The organism is Mesobacillus maritimus (assembly GCF_023715205.1).
In the GTDB taxonomy this organism is placed as follows: domain Bacteria; phylum Bacillota; class Bacilli; order Bacillales; family Cytobacillaceae; genus Mesobacillus_B; species Mesobacillus_B maritimus_C.
Genome location: NZ_JAMBNR010000011.1, coordinates 1 through 26,742, shown reverse-complemented (window position 1 = coordinate 26,742; position 26,742 = coordinate 1). Strand labels below are relative to the sequence as shown.

At 38.6% G+C, this 26,742-nt stretch carries 29 protein-coding genes, 1 tRNA gene, 1 pseudogene and 2 riboswitches; of the genes and pseudogenes, 12 read left to right on the top strand and 19 right to left on the bottom strand.

The annotated features are described in order from the left end of the window. Positions 1-75: 75 nt before the first annotated feature. Together M3182_RS16240 and M3182_RS16235 are read left to right on the top strand one after the other, a co-directional pair. The gene (locus M3182_RS16240) at positions 76-528 is read left to right on the top strand and encodes a GyrI-like domain-containing protein (protein ID WP_251558995.1); all 453 of its coding nucleotides are present in this window, start codon (positions 76-78) and stop codon (positions 526-528) included. Between the two features lie 57 nt (positions 529-585). Next, positions 586-1,041, top strand: a complete 456-nt coding sequence (locus M3182_RS16235) for a GNAT family N-acetyltransferase (RefSeq protein ID WP_432806714.1) — start codon at positions 586-588, stop codon at positions 1,039-1,041. A gap of 98 nt (positions 1,042-1,139) precedes the next feature. On the opposite strand, the gene M3182_RS16230 is transcribed toward M3182_RS16235, so the two are convergent. Both M3182_RS16230 and M3182_RS16225 read right to left on the bottom strand, forming a co-directional pair. Then, on the bottom strand, positions 1,140-1,514 hold the full coding sequence (locus M3182_RS16230) for a nucleotide excision repair endonuclease (RefSeq protein ID WP_251559157.1): 375 nt from the start codon (positions 1,512-1,514) through the stop codon (positions 1,140-1,142). Between the two features lie 230 nt (positions 1,515-1,744). Continuing rightward, a complete protein-coding gene (locus tag M3182_RS16225; RefSeq protein WP_251558993.1) occupies positions 1,745-2,590 on the bottom strand; it encodes a sulfurtransferase in 846 nt (281 codons plus the stop codon). A 228-nt stretch (positions 2,591-2,818) separates the two neighbouring features. Here M3182_RS16225 and M3182_RS16220 point away from each other — a divergent pair, with 228 nt between their 5' ends. Continuing rightward, positions 2,819-3,370, top strand: coding sequence for a PepSY domain-containing protein (locus M3182_RS16220; protein ID WP_251558991.1), 552 nt, complete (start codon positions 2,819-2,821; stop codon positions 3,368-3,370). A gap of 346 nt (positions 3,371-3,716) precedes the next feature. Continuing rightward, a complete protein-coding gene (locus M3182_RS16215; RefSeq protein ID WP_251426001.1) occupies positions 3,717-4,229 on the top strand; it encodes a DUF2269 family protein in 513 nt (170 codons plus the stop codon). A gap of 144 nt (positions 4,230-4,373) precedes the next feature. On the opposite strand, the gene M3182_RS16210 is transcribed toward M3182_RS16215, so the two are convergent. From M3182_RS16210 to M3182_RS16175, 8 genes and pseudogenes are all read right to left on the bottom strand, one after another. Next, positions 4,374-6,578: a transglycosylase domain-containing protein gene (locus M3182_RS16210; protein ID WP_251558989.1), complete on the bottom strand. Its 2,205-nt coding sequence runs from the start codon at positions 6,576-6,578 to the stop codon at positions 4,374-4,376. 69 nt (positions 6,579-6,647) lie between these two features. Beyond that, the gene (locus tag M3182_RS16205; protein ID WP_251425999.1) at positions 6,648-6,860 is read right to left on the bottom strand and encodes a hypothetical protein; all 213 of its coding nucleotides are present in this window, start codon (positions 6,858-6,860) and stop codon (positions 6,648-6,650) included. Between the two features lie 175 nt (positions 6,861-7,035). After that, complete coding sequence (locus M3182_RS16200; protein ID WP_251558988.1) at positions 7,036-8,391, bottom strand: amino acid permease; 1,356 nt, start codon at positions 8,389-8,391, stop codon at positions 7,036-7,038. Positions 8,392-8,532: 141 nt separating this feature from the next. Next, positions 8,533-8,612: riboswitch (glycine riboswitch) on the bottom strand. Positions 8,613-8,753: 141 nt separating this feature from the next. Then, positions 8,754-10,691, bottom strand: coding sequence for an IucA/IucC family protein (locus M3182_RS16195; RefSeq protein ID WP_251558986.1), 1,938 nt, complete (start codon positions 10,689-10,691; stop codon positions 8,754-8,756). Between the two features lie 319 nt (positions 10,692-11,010). Then, positions 11,011-11,706 carry an ABC transporter ATP-binding protein gene (locus tag M3182_RS16190; protein ID WP_251558984.1) on the bottom strand — a complete coding sequence of 232 codons (696 nt, stop codon included), beginning with the start codon at positions 11,704-11,706 and terminating at the stop codon, positions 11,011-11,013. Further along, positions 11,703-12,515: an ABC transporter permease gene (locus M3182_RS16185; protein ID WP_251425995.1), complete on the bottom strand. Its 813-nt coding sequence runs from the start codon at positions 12,513-12,515 to the stop codon at positions 11,703-11,705. Before M3182_RS16185 ends, M3182_RS16190 begins: the two co-directional genes overlap by 4 nt. A 212-nt stretch (positions 12,516-12,727) precedes the next feature. Beyond that, positions 12,728-13,225, bottom strand: a pseudogene (locus M3182_RS16180) (nitrous oxide reductase accessory protein NosL); the annotation flags it as partial. Then, positions 13,222-14,493 carry a right-handed parallel beta-helix repeat-containing protein gene (locus M3182_RS16175; RefSeq protein ID WP_251558982.1) on the bottom strand — a complete coding sequence of 424 codons (1,272 nt, stop codon included), beginning with the start codon at positions 14,491-14,493 and terminating at the stop codon, positions 13,222-13,224. The gene M3182_RS16175 and the pseudogene M3182_RS16180, both read right to left, overlap by 4 nt. Before the next feature lie 420 nt (positions 14,494-14,913). Between M3182_RS16175 and M3182_RS16170 the strand changes: the two genes are divergently transcribed. Further along, entirely contained in the window at positions 14,914-15,741 is an 828-nt protein-coding gene (locus tag M3182_RS16170; RefSeq protein ID WP_251558980.1) for a sensor histidine kinase, read from the top strand. Next, the gene (locus M3182_RS16165) at positions 15,741-16,385 is read left to right on the top strand and encodes a response regulator (protein WP_251558978.1); all 645 of its coding nucleotides are present in this window, start codon (positions 15,741-15,743) and stop codon (positions 16,383-16,385) included. Before M3182_RS16170 ends, M3182_RS16165 begins: the two co-directional genes overlap by 1 nt. Before the next feature lie 453 nt (positions 16,386-16,838). On the opposite strand, the gene M3182_RS16160 is transcribed toward M3182_RS16165, so the two are convergent. From M3182_RS16160 to M3182_RS16135, 6 genes are all read right to left on the bottom strand, one after another. Then, positions 16,839-17,282 carry an SRPBCC family protein gene (locus M3182_RS16160; protein WP_251558976.1) on the bottom strand — a complete coding sequence of 148 codons (444 nt, stop codon included), beginning with the start codon at positions 17,280-17,282 and terminating at the stop codon, positions 16,839-16,841. Between the two features lie 246 nt (positions 17,283-17,528). After that, on the bottom strand, positions 17,529-18,998 hold the full coding sequence (locus M3182_RS16155) for a S8 family serine peptidase (RefSeq protein WP_251558974.1): 1,470 nt from the start codon (positions 18,996-18,998) through the stop codon (positions 17,529-17,531). Positions 18,999-19,275: 277 nt separating this feature from the next. Further along, on the bottom strand, positions 19,276-19,431 hold the full coding sequence (locus tag M3182_RS16150; protein WP_349775459.1) for a hypothetical protein: 156 nt from the start codon (positions 19,429-19,431) through the stop codon (positions 19,276-19,278). 319 nt (positions 19,432-19,750) lie between these two features. After that, positions 19,751-20,332, bottom strand: a complete 582-nt coding sequence (locus M3182_RS16145) for a hypothetical protein (RefSeq protein WP_251558970.1) — start codon at positions 20,330-20,332, stop codon at positions 19,751-19,753. A gap of 336 nt (positions 20,333-20,668) precedes the next feature. Next, positions 20,669-21,400 carry a metallophosphoesterase family protein gene (locus M3182_RS16140; protein ID WP_251558969.1) on the bottom strand — a complete coding sequence of 244 codons (732 nt, stop codon included), beginning with the start codon at positions 21,398-21,400 and terminating at the stop codon, positions 20,669-20,671. A 203-nt stretch (positions 21,401-21,603) separates the two neighbouring features. Continuing rightward, a tRNA-Sec gene (locus M3182_RS16135) sits at positions 21,604-21,700 on the bottom strand. 146 nt (positions 21,701-21,846) lie between these two features. Between M3182_RS16135 and M3182_RS16130 the strand changes: the two genes are divergently transcribed. From M3182_RS16130 to M3182_RS16120, 3 genes are all read left to right on the top strand, one after another. Beyond that, positions 21,847-22,275, top strand: coding sequence for a DUF2621 domain-containing protein (locus tag M3182_RS16130; RefSeq protein ID WP_251558967.1), 429 nt, complete (start codon positions 21,847-21,849; stop codon positions 22,273-22,275). A gap of 245 nt (positions 22,276-22,520) precedes the next feature. Further along, a riboswitch (guanidine-I (ykkC/yxkD leader) is annotated at positions 22,521-22,622 on the top strand. A gap of 75 nt (positions 22,623-22,697) precedes the next feature. Then, positions 22,698-23,039, top strand: a complete 342-nt coding sequence (locus M3182_RS16125; RefSeq protein ID WP_251425984.1) for a DMT family transporter — start codon at positions 22,698-22,700, stop codon at positions 23,037-23,039. Beyond that, a complete protein-coding gene (locus tag M3182_RS16120; RefSeq protein WP_251425983.1) occupies positions 23,039-23,353 on the top strand; it encodes a DMT family transporter in 315 nt (104 codons plus the stop codon). The genes M3182_RS16125 and M3182_RS16120 overlap by 1 nt, the downstream gene beginning before the upstream one ends. Positions 23,354-23,705: 352 nt before the next feature. On the opposite strand, the gene M3182_RS16115 is transcribed toward M3182_RS16120, so the two are convergent. Both M3182_RS16115 and M3182_RS16110 read right to left on the bottom strand, forming a co-directional pair. Continuing rightward, positions 23,706-24,194: a CcdC family protein gene (locus M3182_RS16115; protein ID WP_251425982.1), complete on the bottom strand. Its 489-nt coding sequence runs from the start codon at positions 24,192-24,194 to the stop codon at positions 23,706-23,708. A 101-nt stretch (positions 24,195-24,295) separates the two neighbouring features. Beyond that, positions 24,296-25,003 (bottom strand): cytochrome c biogenesis CcdA family protein, encoded by a 708-nt coding sequence (locus M3182_RS16110; protein ID WP_251558965.1) that lies wholly within the window; start codon positions 25,001-25,003, stop codon positions 24,296-24,298. A gap of 268 nt (positions 25,004-25,271) precedes the next feature. Here M3182_RS16110 and M3182_RS16105 point away from each other — a divergent pair, with 268 nt between their 5' ends. The 3 genes from M3182_RS16105 (at position 25,272) to M3182_RS16095 (ending at position 26,479) form a co-directional block, all read left to right on the top strand. Next, on the top strand, positions 25,272-25,442 hold the full coding sequence (locus tag M3182_RS16105) for an aspartyl-phosphate phosphatase Spo0E family protein (RefSeq protein WP_251425980.1): 171 nt from the start codon (positions 25,272-25,274) through the stop codon (positions 25,440-25,442). 532 nt (positions 25,443-25,974) lie between these two features. Then, positions 25,975-26,163 carry a hypothetical protein gene (locus M3182_RS16100; RefSeq protein ID WP_251425979.1) on the top strand — a complete coding sequence of 63 codons (189 nt, stop codon included), beginning with the start codon at positions 25,975-25,977 and terminating at the stop codon, positions 26,161-26,163. A gap of 4 nt (positions 26,164-26,167) precedes the next feature. Next, positions 26,168-26,479, top strand: coding sequence for a hypothetical protein (locus tag M3182_RS16095; protein ID WP_251425978.1), 312 nt, complete (start codon positions 26,168-26,170; stop codon positions 26,477-26,479). A 43-nt stretch (positions 26,480-26,522) separates the two neighbouring features. Here the strand turns inward: M3182_RS16095 and M3182_RS16090 are convergent. Further along, positions 26,523-26,742: IS3 family transposase (locus M3182_RS16090; protein WP_251558963.1), on the bottom strand; the 220-nt coding region annotated here is incomplete at its 5' end.

Here is a 26,742-nt window from a genome sequence, read left to right as displayed (position 1 = left end):
CAGGGAGTAAGGGTTTTTTGTTGAATAACTAAAGGTAGAATGTTATGTAATTTCCAGTTAGCTAGGAGTGTTGATATGTCGTTTAGGATGGTTAATAAAGAATTTAAGCTTGTTGGAATAAAAGGTAGTGGGGAGTTTGTTCATTTCGGTCATGAAGTACCCTTACTAGCAAAGCAATTATTAAGTCGCTCAAATGAAATCCCAAATTCAACCGAAACCGAAATTGCATTATTTGAGCCTAAAAAAGATGAGAACCATAGGACAGGTTATTATTATGTAGGGTTAACTGTAAGCGAAAAGTTAGATGAAGTACCAACAGGAATGGAATATATTGAAACAAATAAAGATTATATCACAACAAAAGGGAATATAGCTAATTTGGGAAAACTTCATTCGAATTTATTGAATTGGGCAGAAGAACAAGGTTATCAAAGAGATTTGGATTCTTATATCATCGAGACCTATCACCCTTTAGGGGAAGGTGAGGAAGAAGTACAGATTTACTTACCCATTCAAGCTTACAAGTAATAATTATAATTTTATCAAAAACGGATAGTATCCTAGCGATCTTATGGGGGGAGAACTTTGGTTAAATTAGACAAAATGAACTCAAGTGAATTTGAGCAGTATCTAAGTCATGCAATTAGAGGTTATGCAGATGAACATGTTAAAGCTGGAAATTGGAATGAACAAGAAGCCTTAAGCAAGGCAACGAAAGAGTATGAAAGGTTATTACCAGATGGGGAAAAAACTGCGAATAATACCTTATTCACCATTCGGGATGAAGACAAAGAAGTAGGGATGATCTGGCTTGCACAACGCGCAAACGATAAAGGTTTTATTTATGACATCAATATTCGGGAAGAGAACCAAGGTCGTGGATATGGGAAACAAGCAATGATTGAAATAGAAAAAGTGGCAAGAAAATTAGGGTTAAAAAGTATAAAGCTTCACGTATTTGGTCACAATCGAGTCGCACGAGGTTTATATGAGAAACTTGGTTATTTAGAAACAGATATTGTAATGGAGAAAAAGATTTAACATTTCAGCCTAGTTGAAGAATCGATTGAAAAAGAATAAAAGTAATGGTCCAGTTCAAAAAACTGGACCATTTTTATTTGGAAAAAATGTGTTTCGGCTTAACGAAAAAACACTTTGTCCACATTGTATTTCGCTTGAAGTTTATTGATCATATACGTTTCGTAGATTTCACGGTCCATTGGATCTTCGACAACCATCACTTCAATTTTATAAACTTCCTCGCGGTGGTGTTTGATAGGACTTACATTATCTTCAAAGTGCTTTTTCACTCTTTGACGAAGTTTTCGTGCTTTCCCAACAAACAGAAGCTCATCGCTTCGATTGTAAAATAGAATCAGTCCACCTTTGTCCCGTGGTATTTGGTGAAAATCGATAAACCCATAAATAGGTGTTATCACTGGTTCATCTTCTTTACGCTGTTGTTGCCTTTGTACAATGGTTAGATCTGGTTTAGGAATTTCAATTTTAATCAGTTTCATCACGTCCTCTTTTGGATAACTTACATCGTACCATACAATCTGGTTGAAATATATAAACATTATGAAGTTCCATAATACTGACAATTTGATTGGCTTTCTGCTATCGAAATCACATTTACACTTGTGACTTCACTCGTAAAGTAATATGAACCAAAATCAGCGAATTATACTAGTTAATCCAAGGCAATAAAAAGACCATCCTTTATGAGGATGGTGAGATAAACCTATATAGTTTCTTTCCCTTTTGCTACCGGATTTTCTTCATATGAAACCCAATCACTATAGCTTCCGGCATATAATTTTACATTCTGGTATCCTGCCATTTTTAAAGCCATGTAATTTGGAGTGGCGGTCACGCCGGAACCACAGTAAACAATAATCGGTTCTTCTTTGTCCAGTTCAGCAAATCTTTTTTGCTGTTCTGCTTGAGCTTTAAATGAACCTTTCTCCATTCCTTCTGCCCAAAACTTATTGATGGCACCAGGGATATGTCCGGGAACGCGATCGATTGGTTCCACTTCACCTAAATAACGGGCTTCGTCTCTTGAATCCACTAAAACGGGAGAATTCCTCTTATTCCTAACAATTTCCCGTACGTCTTCATACGAGGCTAGCATTTCTTTTTGAAGATTCACTTCAAATGTAGCAGCTTTAGCTTTAGGTACGTCTTTACTGGTTGGGTATCCGGCTTCTGTCCATCCTTTAAAACCTTCATTTAGCACATAGACATTTTCATGACCAATATAGGTTAGAAGCCACCAAAAACGAGAAGCAAACTGCCCTTCCCCGCTGTCATAAGCCACGACCTTTTTCGTATGATCAATGCCAGCGTTCTCTATCTCACTTCTAAATTGCTCGATATCCGGAAGCGGGTGTCTTCCTCCGTGTTTTGCAACTGGAGAAGATAATTGTTTTTCCAAATCAAAATAAAAAGCACCTGGAATATGGCTGGTCTCGTATTGATGTTCCCCTTCCTCGGGTTTTCCTAATTCAAACCGACAATCCACAATCTTAACTTCAGTGTTTTCTAATTGCTTAACAAGCCACTCCTTATTTACAGTGAAATTCATATTAACCGCCCCCATCCGTTTAAGGAAAATATTTCTACCTAAGCACCATGTTACGCGGAAACTGAAGCCCCATCAACTAAAAGCTGTGTGGAACATTTTTTGTGAAACAAGAAAATTCGGGGCGTCCCTGTGACTTTTTCTCATCAAATTCTCATAATCCTCTCCTTTTCTTATCATTTATGAGGGATATATTAAAGATAACGAAAAGAACAAAGGAGCGAATATAAAATGAAAAAGAAATTGATGATTGGTGTGTTATCGGCTGGTTTGATTTTGGGTGGGGCTTTGGCTGTTGGTGCTACGAACAAGGATAAGCAGGATTCTACTGCTCAGAAGGTTAGCGATATTAAAGAGATGATTACAGTTGAAGAAGCGAAGCAAATTGCTTTAGGGAAAGCGGATGGAGTTGTTGAGGGAATCGAGTTAGACCAACATAAAGGAAATCATTACTATGAAGTCGAAATTGAAAATGAGCGTAAGGACTTTGATATTTACATTGATGCCTACACAGGTGAAGTCCTTTCAGTCGAAGAAGATGATGACAATGATGACGATCGTGATCAAGTAGTTTCCGCTCAGAACCTTATCCCCCATCAAGAAGCCATTGAAATTGCTGAAAAAGCGGTCAACGGAAAAGTAACCGAGATCAATTTAGATGAAGATGACAACCAATATCACTACGAATTGGAGCTAAAGACAAACAAAGGTGAAGCGGAAGTAGAGCTTGATGCCGTAACTGGAAAAGTTCTTGAATTAGAAATCGACGACTTAGAAGATTAATTCCCCTTCTCATTTCTATCTATTGTATCCACAGAAATGAGGAAACCAAACAAAAGCGTATATTCGTTACTAGTACATCACTTATAGTGGTGTACTTTTTTGTTAGACTTCTTATATTTCTTGATTTGCACTTTATATTATATTAGCTCATAAAACAACAAACGAAATTATTTTAAAATAAGACCCCAGATGTATAGAGAATTAAGACTGGAGCTCATTAAAAGATTCTTTTCCCCCCATTATAATGAATCTTGCACAGAGCGGTCATACACTTTTTTGAGACAGGACATGTCTCCTAAAGGATGTAAAAATATTTCTTTAAAATAAACAACTGGGGGTTAGGAAAATGAAAAAAATGGGTCCTAAAGGGATGAAGTGGCTGAAGATCATCCACGTTTTTCTTGTGGTATTATTTTTCGGAGGAATTTTAAGTTCTATAGCGTTAAATCTTCATATTGATTTCACAAAATATGATGAGTCCTATCTTGGTTATAAAAACATCATCATCATTAGCGACCATATTGTCAGATGGGGCGCAATTGGAACTTTATTAATAGGTTTCATATACGGATTTTTTACCAACTGGGGTTTTTTCAAGCATAGATGGGTAGGAGTGAAATTTGTTCTGTATATGATTCAAACCATCGTTGGTATTTTTGTTGTGGACAATTTAATGGTAGCGAATATGGAATTATTGGAAACTCAAAAAGAATTAGCATTGAGCAATCCAATCTTTATTCAAAATCACGAGATAAGACAATATGCGGTCTATTTTCAAGTGATTGTTACCATTTTCATCTTTATCATTTCGTTTTTAAAACCTTGGAAGAAGAAGAAACTTTCTTCAAAACTAAGTTAATGTTTACTGGTCATTATAATGCGAAAAAGCGTGGTTCAATGAACCACGCTTTGTTGTATATCCAATTTTATTGTGTTATTTGTACTTTTCTTTTAAAAGGGACCGCTTTTTAGTCAACCAAGTCCATTCAGGTCAGGATTTCCTTTAATCATCCTTCATTTCCTTATCTTTCTTATGATCCTTCCCTTTTCCTTTTCCATTCTCATCCTTGCCCTTGCCTTTACCATTCCCCTTATTTTCCTTATTCTCGTTGCCTTTTCCCTTCTTGTTTTCTTTCTTTTGCTTGTTTGATTGTTCTTTTTTCACGTCTTTTTTCGGCGGTGCAGGTACTGGAGGCACGAAATCTCGTTTAACACCTTTTATATACAATTCATTCTGGATTTTTTCGACAGAATCAGGTTGGACAAAGCGACCGCTCTCGGCGGCGTAATTTTGCATCATTGCTTTAAAAATATATTGGGCAATTCTCGTGTCTTCCCTAGTTAAATAATTGCCTTGACCATTTTGAGCATACCCAGTCCACACGGTCATCGTGTAATCAGTCGTATATCCGGCAAACCAGCTATCGCTCGTAGCATCTTCAGGATAACCGTATTTCCGTAATGTTTTTTCATCGAAATTGGTGGTTCCTGTTTTCCCTGCGATATCTGCACCAGGAATGGCCGCCAACTTTCCAGTTCCGTTCGGCGCATTTAACACCCCTCGTAACATATCGGTCACCATATAAGCGGTATAATCTTGCATCACCCGCTTAGGTTTCGGTGTAAAATCAACCACTTCCCCATCCGGGAACTCGACTTTTGCGACAAAGTGTGGCTTTGTATAGTTTCCTTCGTTGGCAAAAGCTCCATATGCACCCGCTAATTCAACAGGTGAAACAGCGTTGCTTCCGATTGAATAAGATTCGTATACCTTCCCACCAGGATAGCTAATCCCGAGATTTTCTGAAAAGGTTTTGGCCTTCTCTAATCCAACGCTCTCCAAAGTCTTTAGCGCAGGAATATTTCTCGACTCTACTAAAGCATCCCGAATCGACATCATCCCACGATAATTCGTATACGCGTTACGAATCGGATCTCCTGTTGAATATTGATAAGGAGCATCTTCAATTTGGTGATAAGTAGACCAGTTTAAATATTCAATCGCTGGTCCATAATCAAAAATGGGTTTAAACGTTGAGCCTGGTTGACGCTTCAAATTGGTCACAAGATTATGTCCCCTGAACGTCGATTGATGCTCTTCGCGGCCACTTCCAATCGCACGGATTTCACCTGTTTTTGAATCCATCAAAACAAACGCCGTTTGAAACCGTTCATTTGGGTATTGAACATTTTCGCCTGACACAATTGAATCAGCAAGCTGCTGTGCTTTCGGGTCAAGCGTTAAGTAAATTTTCAATCCATCTTTCGTAATGTCAACGTCCTTTAACTGTGTTTCCACTTCTTTTACAGCGGCATCTAAAAACGCTTCATAAGGCATGCCCTGTTTTTCAGTCTGTTCGACAATCCCTTCCGTTACCGGAACTTGTTGCGCTGCTTTCATTTCACTGCTCGAAATGTATCCATGTTTATTCATTAAAATGAGGACAACATTCCTACGATTAGTCGCTCTCTCTTGATTTTCCTCGTTTGTCGGGTCGTAATTATTTGGACTCTGCGTCAACCCAGCAATCATTGCTGCTTGAGATAAGGTTAGTTGGTCCAGCTCATCCACACCTAGCCCATAATAATTTTCAGCTGCCGCAGCTACTCCATAAGAACGATTGCCAAGATTGATTTTATTCACATACATCGCAAGGATTTCTTGTTTGCTATACTGTTGGTCCAACTTATACGCCAAGTACCATTCTTGTACTTTCCGTTTAATCGTTTTTTCAGGGGTTAGAAAGGAATTTTTGATTACTTGCTGTGTAATCGTACTTCCACCTTGGCTACCAAATTCTCCTGTTAAGTTTACAAAAATCGCTTTCGCTGTTCTCAATAGATCGACGCCTTTATGCTCATAAAAACGATTGTCTTCCGTCGCTAGGATGGCTTCCTCCAATTGCTTTGGTATTTGATCATACGAGATCTTCGTGCGATGTTCGGTTCCATACTCGTGGAGAAGCTGACCATCTTTGTCATAAAACTTCGATGACAGCGGGTCTGCTAATTTAGCTGGATCTAATTCAGGTGCATCCTGAATAAATGCATAAACTCCAATTCCCACGGTCAATAAGCCAACAACGCAGATGAGAATAAAGCCGATGAACACCTTTTGAAAAAGTTTCGGTGGTTTTTTTTGATTTTTTTGTTTGGTTGCTTTTTCAGCAGCCTTACGTTCTTCACGTGTTTGATATGCAACTGTCATGATGTAAAAATCCTACCTTTTTTTAAAATTACAAAGACTACTTAAAGAATATAGCCAAATTTAAATCTATTAATCATTTAAAGCAGATACACGAATATAACGGATAAGCGAAGTATCGAGGCGATCATGCCCTTGCTCCGAACGGATTTTTAAAAAGTTGGTCGTCGTAACAGTTTGAATCAACTCATCAAAAATCTGCTCAGCGGTACTGTTCAAATCTTTTACGACCTTTTCCGTTTTCACATGATCCTCAAGAATATAACTCACTTGGTATCTTTTCATATAACAACACCTTCTTATTTCAATCAATCATTTAATTTTTATACTTATATAATATTCGACTAAATTTCCTTTTTTGTGGGGGGGATTTTTCTAGGACATAAGAATCCTTTTCTTGCCATTGCCAAACCAAAAACGTAATTAAAAAGAAACCACCCTTTTGGATGGTTCCCACTCTTTAAAACTTCGACTCTATTTTTCTCTTTCTCATTCCGTATAAAATAAATAATAGAATAAACCATAACGGCGTCATTAGCAAGGCCATACGTGTCGCTTCGGCGAATAACATGATGATTAGAATAACAGCAAAAAGCGCCAGCACCACATAATTGATAAACGGTGTGAAGGGAGCTTTAAAGTTTGACTTTGCTCTTAAGTCTGGCCGTGTTTTTTGATAGCGAATATGTGAAATTAAAATGATGCTCCACACCCACATAAAACAAATCGCGCTAATCGTCGTTACAATGCTAAACGCTTGTTCCGGAAGCAGCTTGCTTAGCAAAGCCCCGATAGAGACAACGACAGCCGATGTCACAAGTGCATTACTCGGAACATGATTTTTACTTAATTTCTTAAATGCGGCAGGACCTTGTTTGTGATTGCTTAAATTATATAAAATCCGGCTTGTTGAAAACATCCCACTATTCCCGGCAGAAGCTGCAGACGTTAACACCACAAAATTGATGATGCCGGCTGCAACCGGAATGCCAACTAAACTAAACACCTGCACAAACGGGCTGCTCGATGATGACAATTGTTCCCAAGGGTTAATCGACAAAATGATAATTAATGCCCCTACATAGAAAAACAGAATTCTTAATGGAATTTTATTAATAGCCGATGGAATGTTTTTCTGTGGATTGGCAGTTTCCGCTGCCGATACCCCTACTAATTCCACTCCGACGAACGCAAAAACGACCATTTGGAAAGCAAGCAAAAATCCCGTGACTCCATTCGGGAAAAGTCCTCCATATTCCCATAAATTCCGAATCGACACTACACCCGCATCGGTTTTAAATCCCATCACAAGCATTACCACACCAATTACGATTAACGCTAAAATTGTAATGATTTTTATCAGTGCAAACCAAAATTCTAGTTCCCCAAATAATTTAACGGTCAATAAATTCAGAAAGAGTAAAATCACCAATGTAAGAATCGCTGGAATCCATTGCGGAATCTCAAACCAATATTGAACATAAACACCGACCGCAATAATGTCCGCCATCGCGGTCATGATCCAGCAGAACCAATATGTCCATCCGGTCACATACCCTGCCCATGGGCCAACATAATCAACCGCGAAATCATTAAAAGATTGATAGCCTGCATTCGATAAAAGCAATTCTCCTAACGCTCTCATCACAAAGAACAAAGCGATTCCTACAATTAAGTACGCTAAAATGATCGACGGACCAGCTAGTTGAATCGCTTTCCCGGAACCTAAAAACAACCCTGTCCCAATCGTGCCACCAATGGCGATTAATTGCACATGCCGGTTTTTTAACTCTCGTTTTAACTCTTGTTGTGCCACTTTCCATTCCTCCATTTCCGTTTATCGCATCAGCAAAACATTTTTGTGATAAACCGAACAATCCGGAAAGAACAAAAAAGAGGTTGGAGAATCTCCAACCTCAAGTAAACATAGAATAACAATAATAAAAATAAACGTTGTTGTTACTCTTCTGTCCTTTTGCCTGAGATTGTGAACCCTTCGGCGCCGCATCTTCGTGCGATCTCTCCAGAAGCCGCTCCTGCTATAGTTTGACCCACAGCATTCATAGCTAGCTTTTATGAAATTATTTTGCGATAAAGTAAAATCTATCAGGAAAGTGCACATTCGTCAAGAGTCTTTTTCATAGTTTACAAGTTTTCATCCACCCTACTACAAACTTGTTATTCATTCTCAAGGCCCCACAACGGATTAGGCAAATCGATAAAAGCATAGTCTGTCACATCACCTGTTAACCGCATCAGGGTTAACGCTTTTGTTTGGACGGTCTCTCCTAATAAAGCAGCCATATCACTTTCTACGTTTTCTTGAATCCTTTCATCTTTGTTGAGCTCTCGGAAAAGATCGATACAGATTCTTTTCACGATTTTCCAAAAAGTAGCTTCACCGATTCCATATTTTCTTGCCAAACTAGCTGTTAACTCACCAATATGACTTTGAAAAACAGTATGAATGACTTTGTTTTGCATCCCAACTGCATCTTCATTAATCGTCGCCGATCCAGGGAAATAGGTGCCCTGATATCCTTTTCGTTCCAACCGAGTGGTATCAATTCTGACACCACCTAAATCCCGAAGCAGGACTTTTACAGGTTCCCAATCTTTCAAAACGATTAATGTATTTTGCAAATGCGCTTCTAACCCAATTCCGTATTTTGTCATGAGTGGAATGACACCTGTTAGCACGACCTTCATATATTTTTTAAAGAAGAGAACAACATTTTCTATGAGAGTATTCTCCGAATTCCGCAGATGGAATTGCTCGATCATTTCGTATAGTAAAAGATCATTGGTAACAGGTGAAACATTAAACAAAGCGCAGGCAACAATTGCTTGCTCTCCTTCATTGAGAAAAGCGGCAGGTGTTTTTCGAATAAGATAAGATAAGTTTTTATTCCGGTCTATAAAATTCACTTCAGATTGGTCATTTGATTGGAAGCGCACCCCAATCTCTTCCCCAATGATGTTCAACGTATCGTGAAAATAAGCTTCTCTTTTTAAAATGTCTTCAACCATCAAGGTGATTTCAGGACCATTATGTACAGAGTTAGGCGAAATCGTTCGAACAGCGCTTGTCATTTGTACATTGATAGGCAACTTAAAATGAAACTTTTTCTGTAGCGGCAATACGGTCCGAACCGATAATGTTGGTTTTGTGACAATTTCATAGTCAATAAAGAATATCTGACCTTTTGCGATTTCCTCGGGATAAAGGGAATGCAGTGTATGTTCCTTTTGCCATGGATGGATTGGAATCAAGAAAAAGTTCTCAAAATCTTGGTTGTGTTCACTGCAGCATCTCTTCAATTCTTGGAGCAGTCCAGGGTATTCAGCTCGCCAAAAGTGGTGAATTTCTTCACTCGTGACTTTCGGATTATGATAAGCAATCTCCTTATGAATCGCGACAAACTGGACTGGTACCGTTGAATCAAACTCCGCTGAATAGCGCATGACTTCTTCAATGCTCAAACCGATTTTCGACTTTGTGCATGGATGTAACAGATGACCGGTCACACATAATTGTTCAAAAAATAACGCTTCATCAAAAGATGGATCCTGCTTGCTAAGAACCTCCATCAAATCAAAAATTGAAGTTACCTTCCTGTTAGCAATCAATGGCTCCCATTCTGCCATTCTCACTTTTTGAAACCAAACGGCCAGCCCCATATTCGCCACACTGTTTGCTAGCTCTGATTGTAATCCCTGAATATTCGTATACACGTTTGCTTCTTTCTTTTCCCCTAGAATTACTTTGAGTAAAACATCAGGATGGAGAATTTCAGTCATCGTATCTGCAGTGATTAAAATCGGATTTCCTTCTAGCTTGTATCTGTTAAAACTACACCTTTCCGTAATTGGAAAAATGAGTTTCCCTTTTATGTATGAAAATTCTAATTGTTTAGATGAAGTAAACTGCCGTTCAATTTTCTCTGTTTCAAAAAAACCTTCCCTTAACAACGCGTTAACCATTCTTTCCATAATCATCAACCGTGCTTCTGGTACGCTAACTAAATATTGATCAACCAAATGAGGGAACTTCGATTCAATATATTGATATATCATCGTTTCTTCTTTCGCTAACTTAAGATCTGTACTTAACATTTTCTCCCTCCAGCCTGTAAAATGATCTCTTTCTGCATTTAAAACTCATCAGGTATTCGACAATCATGAGCTATATTGAAAGACTCCTTAAACATTATAATTCTTCTTTTTTCATCCCTTCTCCTTTAAAGAAATAGAAAAATTTCTGCCCTGCCTATTTTTTAAACTATGTATGGTTTGCCTATGATTAGAACGTCAACTTCATGTTGGTAGGAATATTTCCCTAGAAATAATTGAACACTTTTGTATGTGGAAATAATAAAATGGCCCTGTTTGCAAACAGGACCATGAGAAATTCCAATTCGAAACCATCTCTCCCTTATTGACGGTGAAGCTTCATCAGTTTCAAGGTTGTTTCTACGGTGTTGTTGTCATTTTGAATTTTTTGAATCACTTCTCCTTGTTGCATGAACAAAATTAGATCCCCTGTTTCAGCAGCGACATCCATCATATGAGTAGAAAAAACAATAATAGTTCCGCTTTTTTTCATCTCATTGAGAATGGTCACGAACTGGTTTACCCAGTAAGGGTCCAACCCGTTCGTCGGCTCATCCAATAATAAAACAGTCGGTTTCGCTAAAATCGATTGTCCAAATAATAATCGTTGTCTCATGCCTTTCGATAAACGTTTGACCAATTCCGTTTTTTTCTCCTGTAGCCCAATTAAGGAAATCACTTCGTCGATTCGTTCATGACTCACTTTTCGCAACGATCCATAAAAACGAAGAAATTCTTCAACCGTCATCATTTCTTGAGCATGGAAGTCATCTGGCATGAACCCAATTTCTTTTAAATAGTTTTCGCGAGCATGCTTCATGTCTATTTCATTGATTAAAGTGGTCCCACTGGATGGAGTAAGAACCCCAGCAATGATTTGGAGCATGGTGCTTTTTCCAGCACCATTTCCCCCACAAAGAACTACACAAGTTCCTTCGGTTGCCACAAATGAACAAGGTTGCAGTGCGGTCTTATTTTTATAAACCTTTGAAACATCTTCTACACACAATCTGGTCATCGTCTTTTCCTCCATTCGAGCATGCTCATTGAAAATAAGAGCATAAAGGTCATAAATCCGATGAAATAGATGATTTTAATTAAAAATCCTGACGGAGACCCTAAGAATGTCATCAGCGAATCATAAGTTTGTCCAAAAACCGCTCCAGCATCAAGGGAAAGAACAAATGAAACCCGAATAAACTCAGCTGGATTGACAAACAAAGCAAATTCCATTAACGGCGCAATCCACGTATAAGGGACCAAGCCTAACAGTGCGATGATTGCAGTCGGCCAAATCATAATTAGGAAAAACCATAAACTGACTGAAATGGAAAGAGCCTGCCACCTCGTTGACACCAGACACCCAACCACAACGCCAATCACAAGGAAGAAAAATAAGAGACTAATGGAAAATAAGTAGATGGACAACAGCCATTCACTAGAAAAACCATTTCCACTTAGCAAGCCAATTGCCAAGCTAAGTCCATAACTGAATGTAAACACAATCAGTTGAGAAGTAAATTGGCCCCCGATTTTGCCCACAATATACGAAAGGGAAAATAACGGATATGTGGTTAATAATCGCCACTGGCCATTTTCCATCTCATTCGCAATTGAAAAGGAACCGATAATCAACATAAACAACGGGATGAGATACAATGCAATATTCACAACGGTCCCTGTCATATTGGTGTATCCTGTGAGCGAAGGAGCACTTGCTTGCAATAAAAATAATAAAGAAATAACCGCAACCCATAAAAGGATAAAAGAATAATAGGAACGTTGCCGTAAACTCATGCGCAGTTCAGAGCGCCATATATTCCACATGTACTTTCCTCTTTTCCAACAATCTTTTCAAAAGGCTCTTTCCTGTAAGAGTGTTTTTGATGACTCCATATTTGCAATCATCGCCATCTCAGTAAAAAGAGGGAGGCATGAACCGTTTAATGCGTATCCTCCCCATGAGAAGAATCGCTCTCTTCAGTTTGTGGGTCATCATTTTCAGTCTCACCGCTATGATCCATTCCTTCGGCTTGATCATGTGAATGGTGCTCCATTTTATTTTTCATCATCATTTCTTGATTGCGTTTCCAACTATGTTCAGCTAGTTCAGTTGCGGTCATCACGGTACTCCCTTCATGTTCGGCCGCAAACTCTTCTGCTGTTTGCTTGTCTTTGAATGAGATCACATTGTACGCCATAGGTGTTTTAACAGATTGATTGTAAACAAATGTCGCCTCGTCTACTAAAACCCATTCTTTATTGTGATAATCACGAACAAATTCCGCCGCAATTTTTTCTTCAGCATGGCCATCCAGCCACTCATACATACAACCTAAATCGTCAAACACCAAGGTCCGACCGCTTTCTAGAGCGATTTGGGTCACATGTTGGTCATTCGCAACCATCATATTACAAACTTCACAGGTATCTGTTGATTCGTTGATCTCAACTGGCTTGACTTCCTCATTCCCACATCCTGCAAGAAGTAGAATCAACCCCACCAAACCGAATAATCGTAAGAATGTTTTCTTCATTTTCTTTTCCTCCCTAAAATAAATACACTAGTACTAGCTATGATCATTAAGATGCTCATCACCCATAAACCAACCCTTGAAGTGGTTTCTTTTTCAACGGTCAGACTCATTTCCATTAAAGGAGCCGAATCAGTTAATAGCTGATCATCTGGGCTTTTCAACAGTTTTTGCAACAAAATTAATCCTGGTGCTTGGAAAAACAATTGATATTCTGGGACACTTTTTGTCAGAGTAAGGAAATACGGGTCAGCATGATAAGGAATCTCACTTTTGCCGTCCCCATCCATATCCACCAGGCTTGCTGCGTCCCAATAATTGTTGTCCACTTTATTAGCCGAACTTTCGATGGCTTGTGCTTCATTGACGTTTCCAATGAACGTATTCTGTGAGATTTTATTCTCATTGGCATTTTTAAATTGGACACCAATAAAATTGTCGATGATTTTATTTGAAACAAGCTGGTTCTTTTCCGCTTTTTCGATATAGACCCCAACGCGATTTCCTCTAATTTCATTCTCGATCACTTCGGTATTGTATGCCTCATAAAGCAATAATCCTTGCGCATTCACATTGCTTTTATTTGCCTCAAACATATTGTGCCGAACCGAAGTTTTGTCCGTTTCCATCAGCATAGCTCCCGTTATGTTTGAGGTTGAAGAATTTTCTTGGAGAACGTTCTGATTGGAATACATAAGATGCATTCCATAACGAGAATTTTCAATGCTATTTTTTGAAAGAACATTCTCATGGCTTTGCTCTAGATAGATCCCGTCCGTCACATTGGTGATCTTCACATTCTCAATCTGATTTTGGTCGGACTTCCATAAATCAATCCCGTTTCCACGATTTCTCCCTTTAAGCTCACTGTTTTGCACTGTCACATCATTCACTTCCACAAGCATGATTCCAAAACGTCTCGTCTCGATTTTTATTCCGTCGAGAAGATGATGTGATCCAGTGATAGATACCGCCGTATCTTCTTCCTCTGCCCCGCAATGCTCGAGGGTGATATTTTTAATCTTTACACCCTCACCTGCAATGATCACGACTGGCTCTTTTTCACAAGAGCGAAGCAGAACGTCCCCTTTTCCAACGATTATGAGCGGTTTATCAATGACAATCGTCTCCTCATATTCTCCAGCTTCAATTTCAACTGTTCCTCCTGCTGGAGTTGTGTCGATGATGGATTGTATCGGACTTGACGCCTCGGAACCGGTAGGAATAGACAAACAGCTGAACACCAAGAGAGCCATTGTGAACTTTTTCATCCTGATCCTCACCTCCCTCTCAAATCCTAAACATTTTTATCAAATTAAAAGATTTCATTGTATGATGGTTTAGACATCACCTAAGAGGCCCAATCTTACATTTCCATTCAACCTTTTAATCTCAGACCAATTCTTCTAAAACATTATACTCATAAGGTTTTTTCTCTTTAATAACCCTTAAGAGTGATTTAATCGCAAAATGATCATAATTTTTATCCTAGATGTTAAAATATAGACACATTTACATGTGAAAAGGCTGGTACGATTAAATTGATGTTTAGATTCAGTAAGGGGATTGGAAGGCAGGAGCTTCTTGATTAGTGATTCTCTTATTGTCTTTACCAAGATGGGTCATTCTGACTTGTTGGAATTTTATCGATTATGAATAGACTCAAAAAGCCATGGAAATGAGGAGAAGGCATGAAATACAAACAAATTAAATGGCTGATCTTACTTACGCCAACCATTACGATTGCTCTATGGGAATACATTCGGCATGCCTTTCTTCTTCCTTATATCTCAATGGACTTAGGAAATATCTTATCTCCTATCTTGGTCTTTCTCGTTACACTCATCTTCTTACGACATTTGTTTTCTGTTTTAGAAAGAATGCAAGAAGAGCTACGAGAAACGAAAACGAAGAAAGCAGCTCTCATTGAGAGAGAAAAATTAGCGAGGGAACTTCATGACGGAATTGCTCAATCTCTGTTTCTTTTATCGGTAAAAATGAATAAATTTGGGCGGAAGAATCAACTGGAACAGGACCCTGATTTTCAAAAAATTAAACAAACCTTGCAGCATGTTCACGAAGATACCCGACAAGCGATTACCAACTTAAAATATTCACCAAATGAAGAGCCACTGAGTTGGACTGAAATGATTCATCAGTTTATCGCTGAAATCAAGAAGCAGCATTTCATGGAGGTACATTTAGAATGGGGCATTCAAGAAGATACCTTATCATCAAAAGAGAAGGTGGAACTGTTTGCTTGTGTAAAAGAAGCCGTCATGAACGTGATAAAACACGCAAAGACAAATCAAATCTGGATTTATGCAAACGAACTAGATACCGGGTGGGTTTGCCAAATTAAAGACAAGGGCATTGGATTCGCAACTGAAAAGATTCCATTTAACAATGGCTATGGACTTCAAATCATCAAAGATCGAGTCAAAGATATGAATTGGGCGTTTTCGATTAAGAGAAAAGAGGATACAACTATTATTGAAATCAAAAAGGAGAACAAGTGATGCAACCTTTTCGAATCTTAATTGTGGATGATCATGCCCATGCAAGAGAGGCCATACGAGAAATCCTAGAAGAATATGAAGACTTTCTAATTGTTGGGGAAGGTAAGAACGGCGAGGAAGCCATTCAATTAACAGAAGAGTTAATGCCTGATATTATTCTGATGGACATTCAAATGCCCGTCATGAACGGACTAGAAGCAACGAAAACAATCAAACTCAAATTCCCTTATGTCAAAATTGTAATGATTACGGTGTCCGATGATATCACCGATCTGTTTGATGCCTTAAAGAAAGGGGCTCAAGGTTACTTAGTTAAAAATCTTGAATCCGAAGCGTGGGCTGAACATTTAAGGGCCTTTGCCATCGACGAAGTTCCAATGTCCAAAGAAATTGCGTTTCAGATTTTGAAAGAGTTCCCACAAAACAAGACCAAATCAAAAGAAAACATCCCGTTATCCACAAGAGAATTAGAAGTGTTGCAACTTGTGGCCAAAGGACTTTCCAACAAAGAAATTTCCGAAGCGCTGTTTATCTCGGAACATACCGTTAAAAGCCATTTGAAAAATATTTTAAGTAAACTCCATTTAGATAACCGAGTTCAACTCACGAGTTATGCTTTTCAACAAGGGTTGATGGATGAATAAAGCGAGCAGTCATGATTCGACTGCTCGCTTTTTTAAGAGCCTATGGAAAGAGTGAAACTTTGAAAAGGCGTACATGTAAAAAAGTAGGAACGATCACGGAGAATGGAACTCTTTGATCATATGGCTATTTATAAAAGCGATTCGGGGAATCGAGAGCTCGTCTCATTGACCGTGTGGCTATTTATAAAAGCCGAACGGGTAACGAGTGACCGCCTCGTTGACCGTGTGGCTATTTACAAAAGCCGAACGGGTAACGAGACCGCTTCTCGTTGACCGTGTGGCTATTTATAAAAGCCGAACGGGTAACGAGTGACCGCCTCGTTGACCATGTGACCATTTACAAAAGCCGAACGGGTAACGAGGCCGCTTTATCGTTGACCATTCGATGAGAAAACAAGCAAAACGGTCACCGAGAGTGGAACTAGCTGACCGTGCAACAATAAAATAAGCAGATTACGCTATAATTTGACCAGCTACCGCGTCTGTCATTTCCTTTGTTGTCTTCGGTACAAATTTCTTCAAAATCTTATTTTGCATCGTTGCCATTGGACCACTAGTTGCTTCAGGTTTAATTTCTAGAAACCCCGTAATTCGAGTACGGTTGTCCGCTATTGCTTCGGCTTCATACCGCCCACTGCCAGAGAAATCCCCCGATATGCTCTTAAACTGAAAAGCAACCACACATGGCTCTGTCCATTCCGTAATCTCAACCTGCAGGTTAGCCGTTTTCTTTAGAATTCCCATGTCACCTTTAATCGCCCATTTGGAATGCTTATCATTCATAATCTCATGACTTACATAACCAGGAACACTAGAAGCCCAAGCATTAATATCGCTTATGTAAGCCCATATCTCCTCAATCGACATAGACAATTCAATCGAATGTTTCCCTTCCATGATTCCTTCACCTCATTTGTTATGATCAAGTTGTATAGGCGGTTTAGTAGATGAATGATCTATTCCTACCCCTAATGGACCCAATAATAACTATATGAAACTAAGATTTGAGGTATGACTAAATAAAAGTCACAGGGAAGCCCGAAAAATCTTGTTTCACAGAGATGTTTCACGGACACAAACAAAGACAGGACCTTCCCTCTTGTAAAGGAAAGGCCCTGTTCATAGTATTTTTGATCTCTATCTTTATTTCTTTATATTCATTAATGCGCGATAAGCGTTGGCTTCCCCAGAACCAAATAAGGCATCTTGCCCTGGTTCTCCATAGTCAATCGCGGTTTGGTTAATAATCGCTGAGACTTGTGATGGCTTTAAATGAGGGTTTGCCGCTTTAAGGACTCCTGCAATTCCAGCTACTTGCGGAGCAGCCATTGATGTACCAGCGTTAAAGGAATATGGCATTCCCTCTACCAAGTAGGTTGGCCATGTACTAAGGATTAAACTTGTCACATCAGCTGTTTCTGGATCAAGTGTTTCTGCATATCTGGCCCCTAAGTCTCCTCCAGGAGCAGCGACATCAATCGCACTGTTTCCGTAATTGGAGAAGAATGCTAGTTCTTCAGTAGACCATTTGTTTGAAGCAGAAACATTGATTACGCCAGGCAATTGCGATGGGACAACGGTTGTTGGTCCTTTAATCGAAATCCCGAATGGTTCATAGAGCGCATTTAAGTATTCCGTCACTTCTTTCTTGTCATCCAAGTTTAAACTTTCATTTCCACTTGCCGCTACTACAGTCACGTCGTTTTTCACAGCGTATTGAATCGCACGCTTCCATAATAAGGTATCGGCCGTTCCTTTATAGGTTTCGCCTTCTATGATGGTTTTCATAGGATTATAGAGTCTTAAAGACATATTGATAACGTCTACTTCATCATTCGTAGCGGCAATAATGCCATCAATAATAAAAGATGGTAGAGTGAGAGCTAAATCGGAATAGAATACACGGTATGTACGAATTCCTAGGTCTGGTCCCACTCCTTTGACCTTTCCGTTTGCCGCAACAATTCCAGCAACATGTGTTCCATGACCGTTTCGGTCCATGATGTCATTTGGATCACCTGTTTCGGTTTCATCCATTCCAGCAGGGACTAAATTTCGTCCACCAAGATCGTTCTGCTGTAAATCTGGATGTGTAGAGTCAATCCCCGTATCAATCACCCCAACAACCGCTTTATGAACTTTTTCCCCCGCTTCATTTTCATAGCCGCCGGTCTCAATTTCGTATGATTTTCCATCATTTGTTACTCTTTGGATGTCCCATTGTGCATCCCATAAGCTACCTTCCTCATTTGTCACCGCACTTGTATCAGCTACATTTGGAACTGTTGCTGGTTGACTTAGTGCTAGCGGGATTTCTTTGTTGGCAACCTCAATGGATGACACTTTTTTGAGATTTTTTAGAAATGCAGGGTCATCCGACTGTGCTTGGATTCCTCCCACTTCAGGAAGGGCTTTTACTACTTTCCCTCCTGCTTTTTCAATGACTTCCTGATAATTTTTGGGCAAATTGTTCTTGAATGCAACCACATACAAATTCTTCTCTGCTGCTTCTGTTACTTGAGGTTCAACAGCTAAACTAGATGCTGCACCACCTACTAATAAACCAAAACCAACTGTCACAGAAAGCAAGGATTTTAATATTTTTTTCCTCATAGTCCTCCTCCTTATCGTAATGGGATATTTTTCCTCAACCTATACTAGTTTAATAGAGATCACTCTATTATTCAAATTTTGCGATAACTCATTTCAGTTGTAATAAACGAAATGGAAGGTCACTGTGACGCCCCGAAAAATCTTGTTTCACAGATTGAATGTTCCACAAGGACAAAAACCGCACAAGTGAGGTCACTGTGCGGTGAAAATGGCAAGGTATACTAGGTACAAGATTGATTGAAATAACTTCAATCAAGACGAAAACGATTGCGGAGTTTCATGAAGTTGTAAAACAACCTAGCATGTCTTCCAGTTCTACTGTATGGATTGATCTTTGAGTGAAGACAGTTAAGAAAGAGTTCATCACATCTTCTAGATGGACCATACCTTCGATAACATCGATCATGCTGCATACAACAAGCATCGACCTCATTCATTGGAGCCCCCGGCCCACTGCAACCTGGCCCTCAATATCGATAACCTGGTAAACAAAGACCATTAGATTTTTTTCTGCGTCGATCCATATCCCTAATCCCTCCCTTCATCTAAGACAGGCTACTATCAATTTATGTTGCCTGCTTAAAAGACGAGAGGGCGAATTTGTCCATAGCTTATTTTAAAATAAAATTCCTTTTATCACCTATGTGATTGAACTCCTTCTAAACTAAATACGGGCATATCCCTTGAATGGGAAACGCCCGCTTGTAACGAGTTAACTTCAATTATCTTGCAAAAAAATTCGCAGGATATTCTTACGCAAAAAACGCTTTTACCTTTTTCGTTCCTTGCACCAAATAGGCAATAGATTTAATGTAGATTGGATATCCTTGTGTGTTGTTAATAGCATCCTCCACATCAATAAAGGCCGGAACGAAGGTTTTCTTGCCCATCTTGACATCCTCACCAACTTTTTCTATCCGAAATTTAAACTTTTCCGTTAATTTATTGTAATGATTTTTCTCTAAATAACTAACATAATAGTGAACTTGGTTATTTTTAGCATGCATGGCAGCCAGTTTTAACAAATCCAATAAAACATTTTTCGTTGCAAACTCTTTTTTCACGCCCATTTTTCGAACCTGATAAGAATGCTTCAAATCGTTCAAAATACGGGTATCATTGGAAATATCAACTAAATCGTTCATATCTAACAGTTTCTCTTCACATGGAACAAATTCAATGGTTCCAATGCTTGTCCCATCTTTCGCCTTTAGGATAAAAGCCTCAGAGTTTTCTTTAAGGTCGGTTACTTGATATTTTCTCTCTTTAGCAATTTGACTCCATAGATTCATAAATTCTTCTCTTTTTTCATTGGTGTCTACATATACATTCATCGTTTTGTTCCCCCGTGAAAATGTCATACTCCATCTGTACTATTTTGTTCTATTTACCCAAATTTTGCAAATTGAACTGATCTTTTATTTACAGGGACCAAAACTAAAAAAGACCGAGTTTTTCTGTAGTTAATTGGTATAATGGACCCCAAATTTATGTAGGAACGCTTGATTGTCCAAACGTCCTCGTAAGGCTGCAATAAGCTAGAATGGTAAATAAGAAAAAGAATAAAGAAAACAATTCACTTTTAACAGAATAGTGCCATTTCCTATCACCAATTTTGGTATTAGTATAGCGAGTTATTCCCTCTAACTCTACCATTCATGCAGTTGACATCATGAATGGTAGAGTTCATTTTTTACTACTGATGTCGTACGAAACTCACCATTATCGATGATTAAGGCATTTAACTGACCTCCGAAGGCACAGCCCCCATCGATCCCAATGACCCGATTTGAACCAAAATAAACGCTATCTTGATTATGGATGTTTCTAGTTCGTGTATGGCCGAAAATTACCGTCTCAGGCTGATTATATCCATGAATAAATTCATCACGAAGATGGAGAAGCTCAAGTTTCGTCGTTTTTTCCGGCCCGTGTCTCGGATTGATGCCAGCATGAACATAAATCAGTTCCGATTCTCTTTTATATAACGGGAGGGATTGTAAGAAGGAAATGTGTGCATGAAACCGATCTTGGATTATTTTTCTAATTTGATTTTCCTTGAAAACGTCGGACAGCAATTGTGAAATTGCAACCTTCTCCATCCCAAGTCTAAGGAGGCAGCTATTGATCGTCGCCATCCCACCGTTCCGACCGCCATAATAAAGAATATTTTCCTTTTCATCAAGCCATTGCAAAAACAAATCGTCATGGTTTCCTAATAATGCCGTTGCACCTTCGCGACACCATTCTGCTACCTTATCCAAAACTTCAATACTATCAGGTCCTGAATCAACATAGTCTCCTATGAAGATCACTTCCTCTGGTTGTGCATTTGTCTTTTTTAACAATTGGTCTAACTCCACTGCACAACCATGAATATCAGATATTGCGATTCGTCTCATTCCTTCACCTCCCCGATATGGGAATTTATATAATTTGTAGGTAGAACTCTATATTACATAATAATACTATAAATTCTAAATATTAAAATATCTAAACAAACATACAACTATCCTAAAACACCATGAAAGGCACAAAAAAAAGACCGAGTTCACCTCGGTCAATGTATGTAGTGGATTCGTGAAAATCCTCGGTATGATGATTTTGGCGGGACTGCGTGGGAATCGAACCCACCAGACCTGGCACGCAGGTCTCAAGCGGTTTTGAAGACCGTGGAGGACACCAGTACCCCATCCAGCCCCGTAATGACATAATCTATTATAATTCGACACTGCCTTTTTTTCAACCATCTTCACCAATTAGACATAAATTCCCTTACTTGTCTTATCGAACATGCTGATATTATAATGAAACATAAGAGAATTAGTGATACAGAGGGGATTGGAACATGCAACTTGATGGTTGGTTTATGTTATTTATCGTATTTTGGACGATAGTCATGGTCGGATTAATGGCCATTGGCGGCTTTTTTATGTTCCGTAAATTCTTAAAAAAGCTACCAAAACAAGATGGCAGGTCTGATATGGATTGGGAAGAATATTATGTAACAGAGACCTCACACCTTTGGTCTGAAGATCAGAAAGAATTTCTAGAAGATTTGGTGAGTCCTGTACCAGAGCTCTTCCGTGATGTTGCTCGACAAAAAATTGCCGGAAAAATCGGCGAGCTTGCGCTAAAAGAAAAAGTTTCTAAAATTACACAAGACATAGTCATTCGTGGTTACATTTTGGCAACACCAAAACGAGATCACAAGTTTTTACGTCAGAAATTAGCTGACAGCAATATTAGTACAGAACCATATGAACATTTATTTTAAACTATCCACTTTGGGTAGTTTTTTTGTGTAGGCTCTTTAATTGTTGATTTTTGAATGGATAAAAAACAACCATTGCCCGAGCGCAGGCTGTTTTATTAATTTGTGGACAAGGATCATGATGTTCTGTTTAACAGACTACCTTTTATAAACTAATTCCTATCAGAGAAACATTTTTTATCAAAATGAAGGATTTTCCTTTGAACTTCCGCCACTCACCTTGTATAATAGACGATAAATTGCATAGCTTAAAAGTTTTCTAGGGTTCCGCAAGGTTTGAGATCCTTGGTCTGGTCCGAGAGAAAACTCACAGCTTGCCTGTGCCACGGAGGGATAAAAGCCCGGGAGATTCTGATATTTCATGAGAATCTCCCGGGCTTTTTGTTGTTTCCCGGGTACGCTAAAAAGCATGAGGAGGAAATAAAATGAATCGCGATTGGATAAAAGTATTGATTGCTGCGGTTTTCGAAGTCCTATGGGTCATTGGCTTAAAACACGCAGATGGTCTCCTTGAGTGGAGTGGAACGGTACTTGCTATTATCGTTAGTTTCTATGGACTGATTGACGCAGGGCGTAATTTACCTGTTGGGACGGTGTATGCGGTCTTCGTTGGCCTTGGGACAGCCGGAACAACTGCCGCAGATATTCTCTTCTTCGGTGAACCTTTTGTACTGGAAAAAGTTCTCTTAATCGCTCTTTTATTAATCGGTGTGATTGGATTAAAACTTGTCACCGATGACAAAGCAGTGGAAGGAGGGAAATCCTAATGGCATGGGTATCACTCATTATTGCTGGAATTTGTGAAATGGCAGGTGTGGCCATGATGAACCAATACACAAAGGATCGAAAATGGCTTTCCCTATTGCTTTTAATCATTGCATTTGGTGCTAGTTTCTCTTTCTTATCGGTTGCGATGGAAAGCTTGCCGATGGGGACTGCCTACGCGATATGGACCGGTATCGGTGCCTCTGGTGGAGCGCTCCTAGGGATATTATTTTACGGAGAGTCTAAAGACTGGAAACGAATTCTATTTATTGCCATCGTTCTTAGTGCCGCAGTTGGATTGAAGCTTGTTTCGTAAATACATCTAACTTAACATGCATCAAGAAAAACACCGTTCAAAACAAAAAGCCAAATCATGAATGCTCCCTTCTAGCTTGCTATCAAGGGACTTCATGATTTGGCTTTTATTTTAGGTATGCTTTCCTATTAGGCTGTTTTCGTAAAGTTTGTTGTTAAAATCCTAAAGCCGATTTTAACAGAAATAAGCTTTTCTCTGCGATACTACTTAGTTTTCAAGCTCTTTTCTACTCTTATAAACGAATTTGATTTGGAATCATAGCTAATCATCCAAATTTTCTTTAAAAAGCAACAATGATTGAGAAAAAGCCTCCTATTAACGTCCGAGTTGATCCGCACGTCATTTCCAATCTCTATATCGTCGAAATTTTTCCACTCCCATGCAACTCACGGAAAAGCTTTTTATACTCAAGATACATCGCAATTCGCCAAGGAACAATCATCCCAAAGGCTAGAATCCAGAACATTCCACCTAACTCGCCAACATCAATCGACGAACTGAGAATCATCTTCGCTATCAATCGGACGACAAGCAGCCCTACTAAGATGTACATGAAAGCTTTTGAACGTTTCATGTAAATATCATTGTCCTTGATTTCGAATTTGGATGTTTTAATCAATAAAATCGAAAACAGAATTCCCACCGTTAGTGCTTCAAGGACCTGGAGGAACTCAACACGAAACATCGGGAAGATAAACATTAGTGCACCCGTACTCATAAATAGTGGTGGCAGTATAATTTTTTTTGCATTTGTTGGCTTTTTTGCTGCTTTCATTCGAACAATAAAGGCAAGGGAACCCATCCCAATTGCTCCAATCGTCGAGAGTAGAACATAGTCCATTGTTTTCATCCCTTTTAGTTAGGTTTACACTATTATTATACAGTAATATCTACTAAAAATTAAGAAAGGAAAAGCAATGGATGCCTTTCCCTCCTACTCCCTTAAAAACCGGTAAATCCACCAAATAGTGGAGATAAAAATGCAATAATTCTTGTCATCCAATCGAAGTAGAGGACAACCCCCATCACAATCATAATGTAGCCACCAATTTTCATGATTTTTACATTATTCTTCCGGATCCATTGCATCTTTCCAATAAAGAAGCTAAGGATGAAGAATGGAATTGCAAATCCGAGAATATAGGCGATCATATAAAGCATTCCTGACCCAGGGTTCGAGCTAGCCAACAAAATAACGGATGCGAGAATCGGCCCCGTACATGGTGTCCACCCCGCAGCAAAGGCCATTCCAATTAAACCGGATCCAACGTACCCTGAAGGGCGGTTTTTAAATTCAAACTTATGATCCTTCATCAACCATTTCGGTTGGAAGATTCCGATTACCATTAGCCCAAACAATACGATAAAAATCGCACCAATTTGTCGAATCAAATCATTGTATTGGCCGAAGATTTGTCCAACAAAAGAAGTTGCAAATCCTAAGGCAATGAAAATAATTGAAAAACCAACTAGGAAAAACAGCGTGTGAAGCATACTTCGCTTTTGCAGCATGGCATTCTCACTATTAATTTCTCCAACGGACATTCCCGTAATATAAGATAGGAATGCTGGATAAAGTGGCAAGCAGCATGGAGAAATAAAGCTTAGAAATCCAGCTCCAAATGCGAGCAAAACGTTTACATCCGTCATTGTTACATCCATCTCCTAATTCCATCAATTCCATACCATTCTAACAAATCCAACGTCTAAAAGATATCAATATACCTGTGAACAATTTAGCAAACATGCATAGCTGAGCGTTTTTGAAGGAAAATGCCGGATTCCCTCATAATTCGTCGAAAGAAACATTTTGAAATCTAACTAATTATAGCTTATACTAGATTTCGTGCCTTGCAATTTCTTCAAATTTTTTCAATAGATTTACAGATTTAAGGATATTGTACAGAAAGGAAACCTCATGTCGAAAAACGAACTAGTTAAACTCATTGAGCAGAAACGCTCCAAACTCATCGAAGTCGCGTCTACCAATGGATTAACTTCCTCGGTTGCAATCCGCTATAGTCAAGAACTTGATCATTTATTAAATACCTACAACCGAAAATATCTCCAATCCAGTAAAACCTCCTAAAAAAACAGCTGAAAGCCGGTGAAGGCCCACAGCTGTTTTTTTAGTTGTCTTTTCTCAAACTTGTTGCACTTGAACAAACAATAATGCTGTATAAAACAAGGGGCGACTTCTTTAAAGGGCTATATGAGCCTTATATGGCGTCTGTCCATGGTAAGCGGACCGAAGGAGCATTAAGGAGTGGACAGACTCACCTCACCAAGACCCTCTGGGTGTGTCAAAAGTACCTATAAAAATTTGTTTCTTTTTATCTCAATATACCTCTGAGAGCTCCATATTGGCTTTTTAAGGGGCTTGTTTTGATTTTCTCTTATTTCAATAACAATATAACCTTAAAATCATTTAAAGGGCGATCTTAAGCGTCTATTAACTGTATTGATCAGAGTAATACAGTGATCTTAGAATATAAGGTGCTAGTTAACATAATGAGGCGTTATTGGCATGAAAATAATGTTGTTAAAAATTGTTTTTTATAGAATATTTTGTTATATTATACACACGAATACACCAACACACGAAACGGGGGAGGAACTAATTGCCTAAAGCACCAAATAGGTTTAAACGTCTAAGTGCGGATATACCTGAACAGTTATATAAAGATTTTGCAAAAAAGTGTATTGAGGAAGGGGTAAGTAAAAAGGAGTTTATTATGAGCCTTTTAGAAAAAGAGCTTTATAAGGGGTACAGTACCAAAAATGAGGATTTTTATAGAAAAGAGGTTTGAATTAGTGAAAAAAAAATATATGATTATAATTCTAATTTTATTAATTGGGATAGGTAGTGTTGTGGGTTACATAAATTATAAGCAATATTCTGTTAAAAAAGCTGTTGAAGATTATTTATTAAATGAACAAAATATTGATAAAGAAGATATTGAAGAATTAGATCCTTTTATTGCGAATTTGAAAGGTGATAAAAATTGGTTAGTTTATGTGAAAATAAAAGAAGATGACAAAAAATATTATTACTATAGAGATAGTAAAACAGATAAGGTTTTATTAGAATCCTATATTTTAAATGGAAAAGAGTATACAGAATAAAAAAAGAGGGTTTAGGTGGTTACCCCAAAAAGTTAGAGTTTTATTATGCAGCTAATTGGCTAGATTGAATTCGGTATTCTACTGGACTCAGTCCAGCCAATTTTGCTTTTGATCGTTCATTGTTATACCAGTAGATATATTCTTCTATTCGTCTTTTCAATTCTTCATAGCTGACTAGTTTTTCCCCATAATACATTTCTTGCTTTAAAATACCAAAGAAATTCTCCATCGAGGCATTGTCTGCACAAGTTGCTTTACGTGAC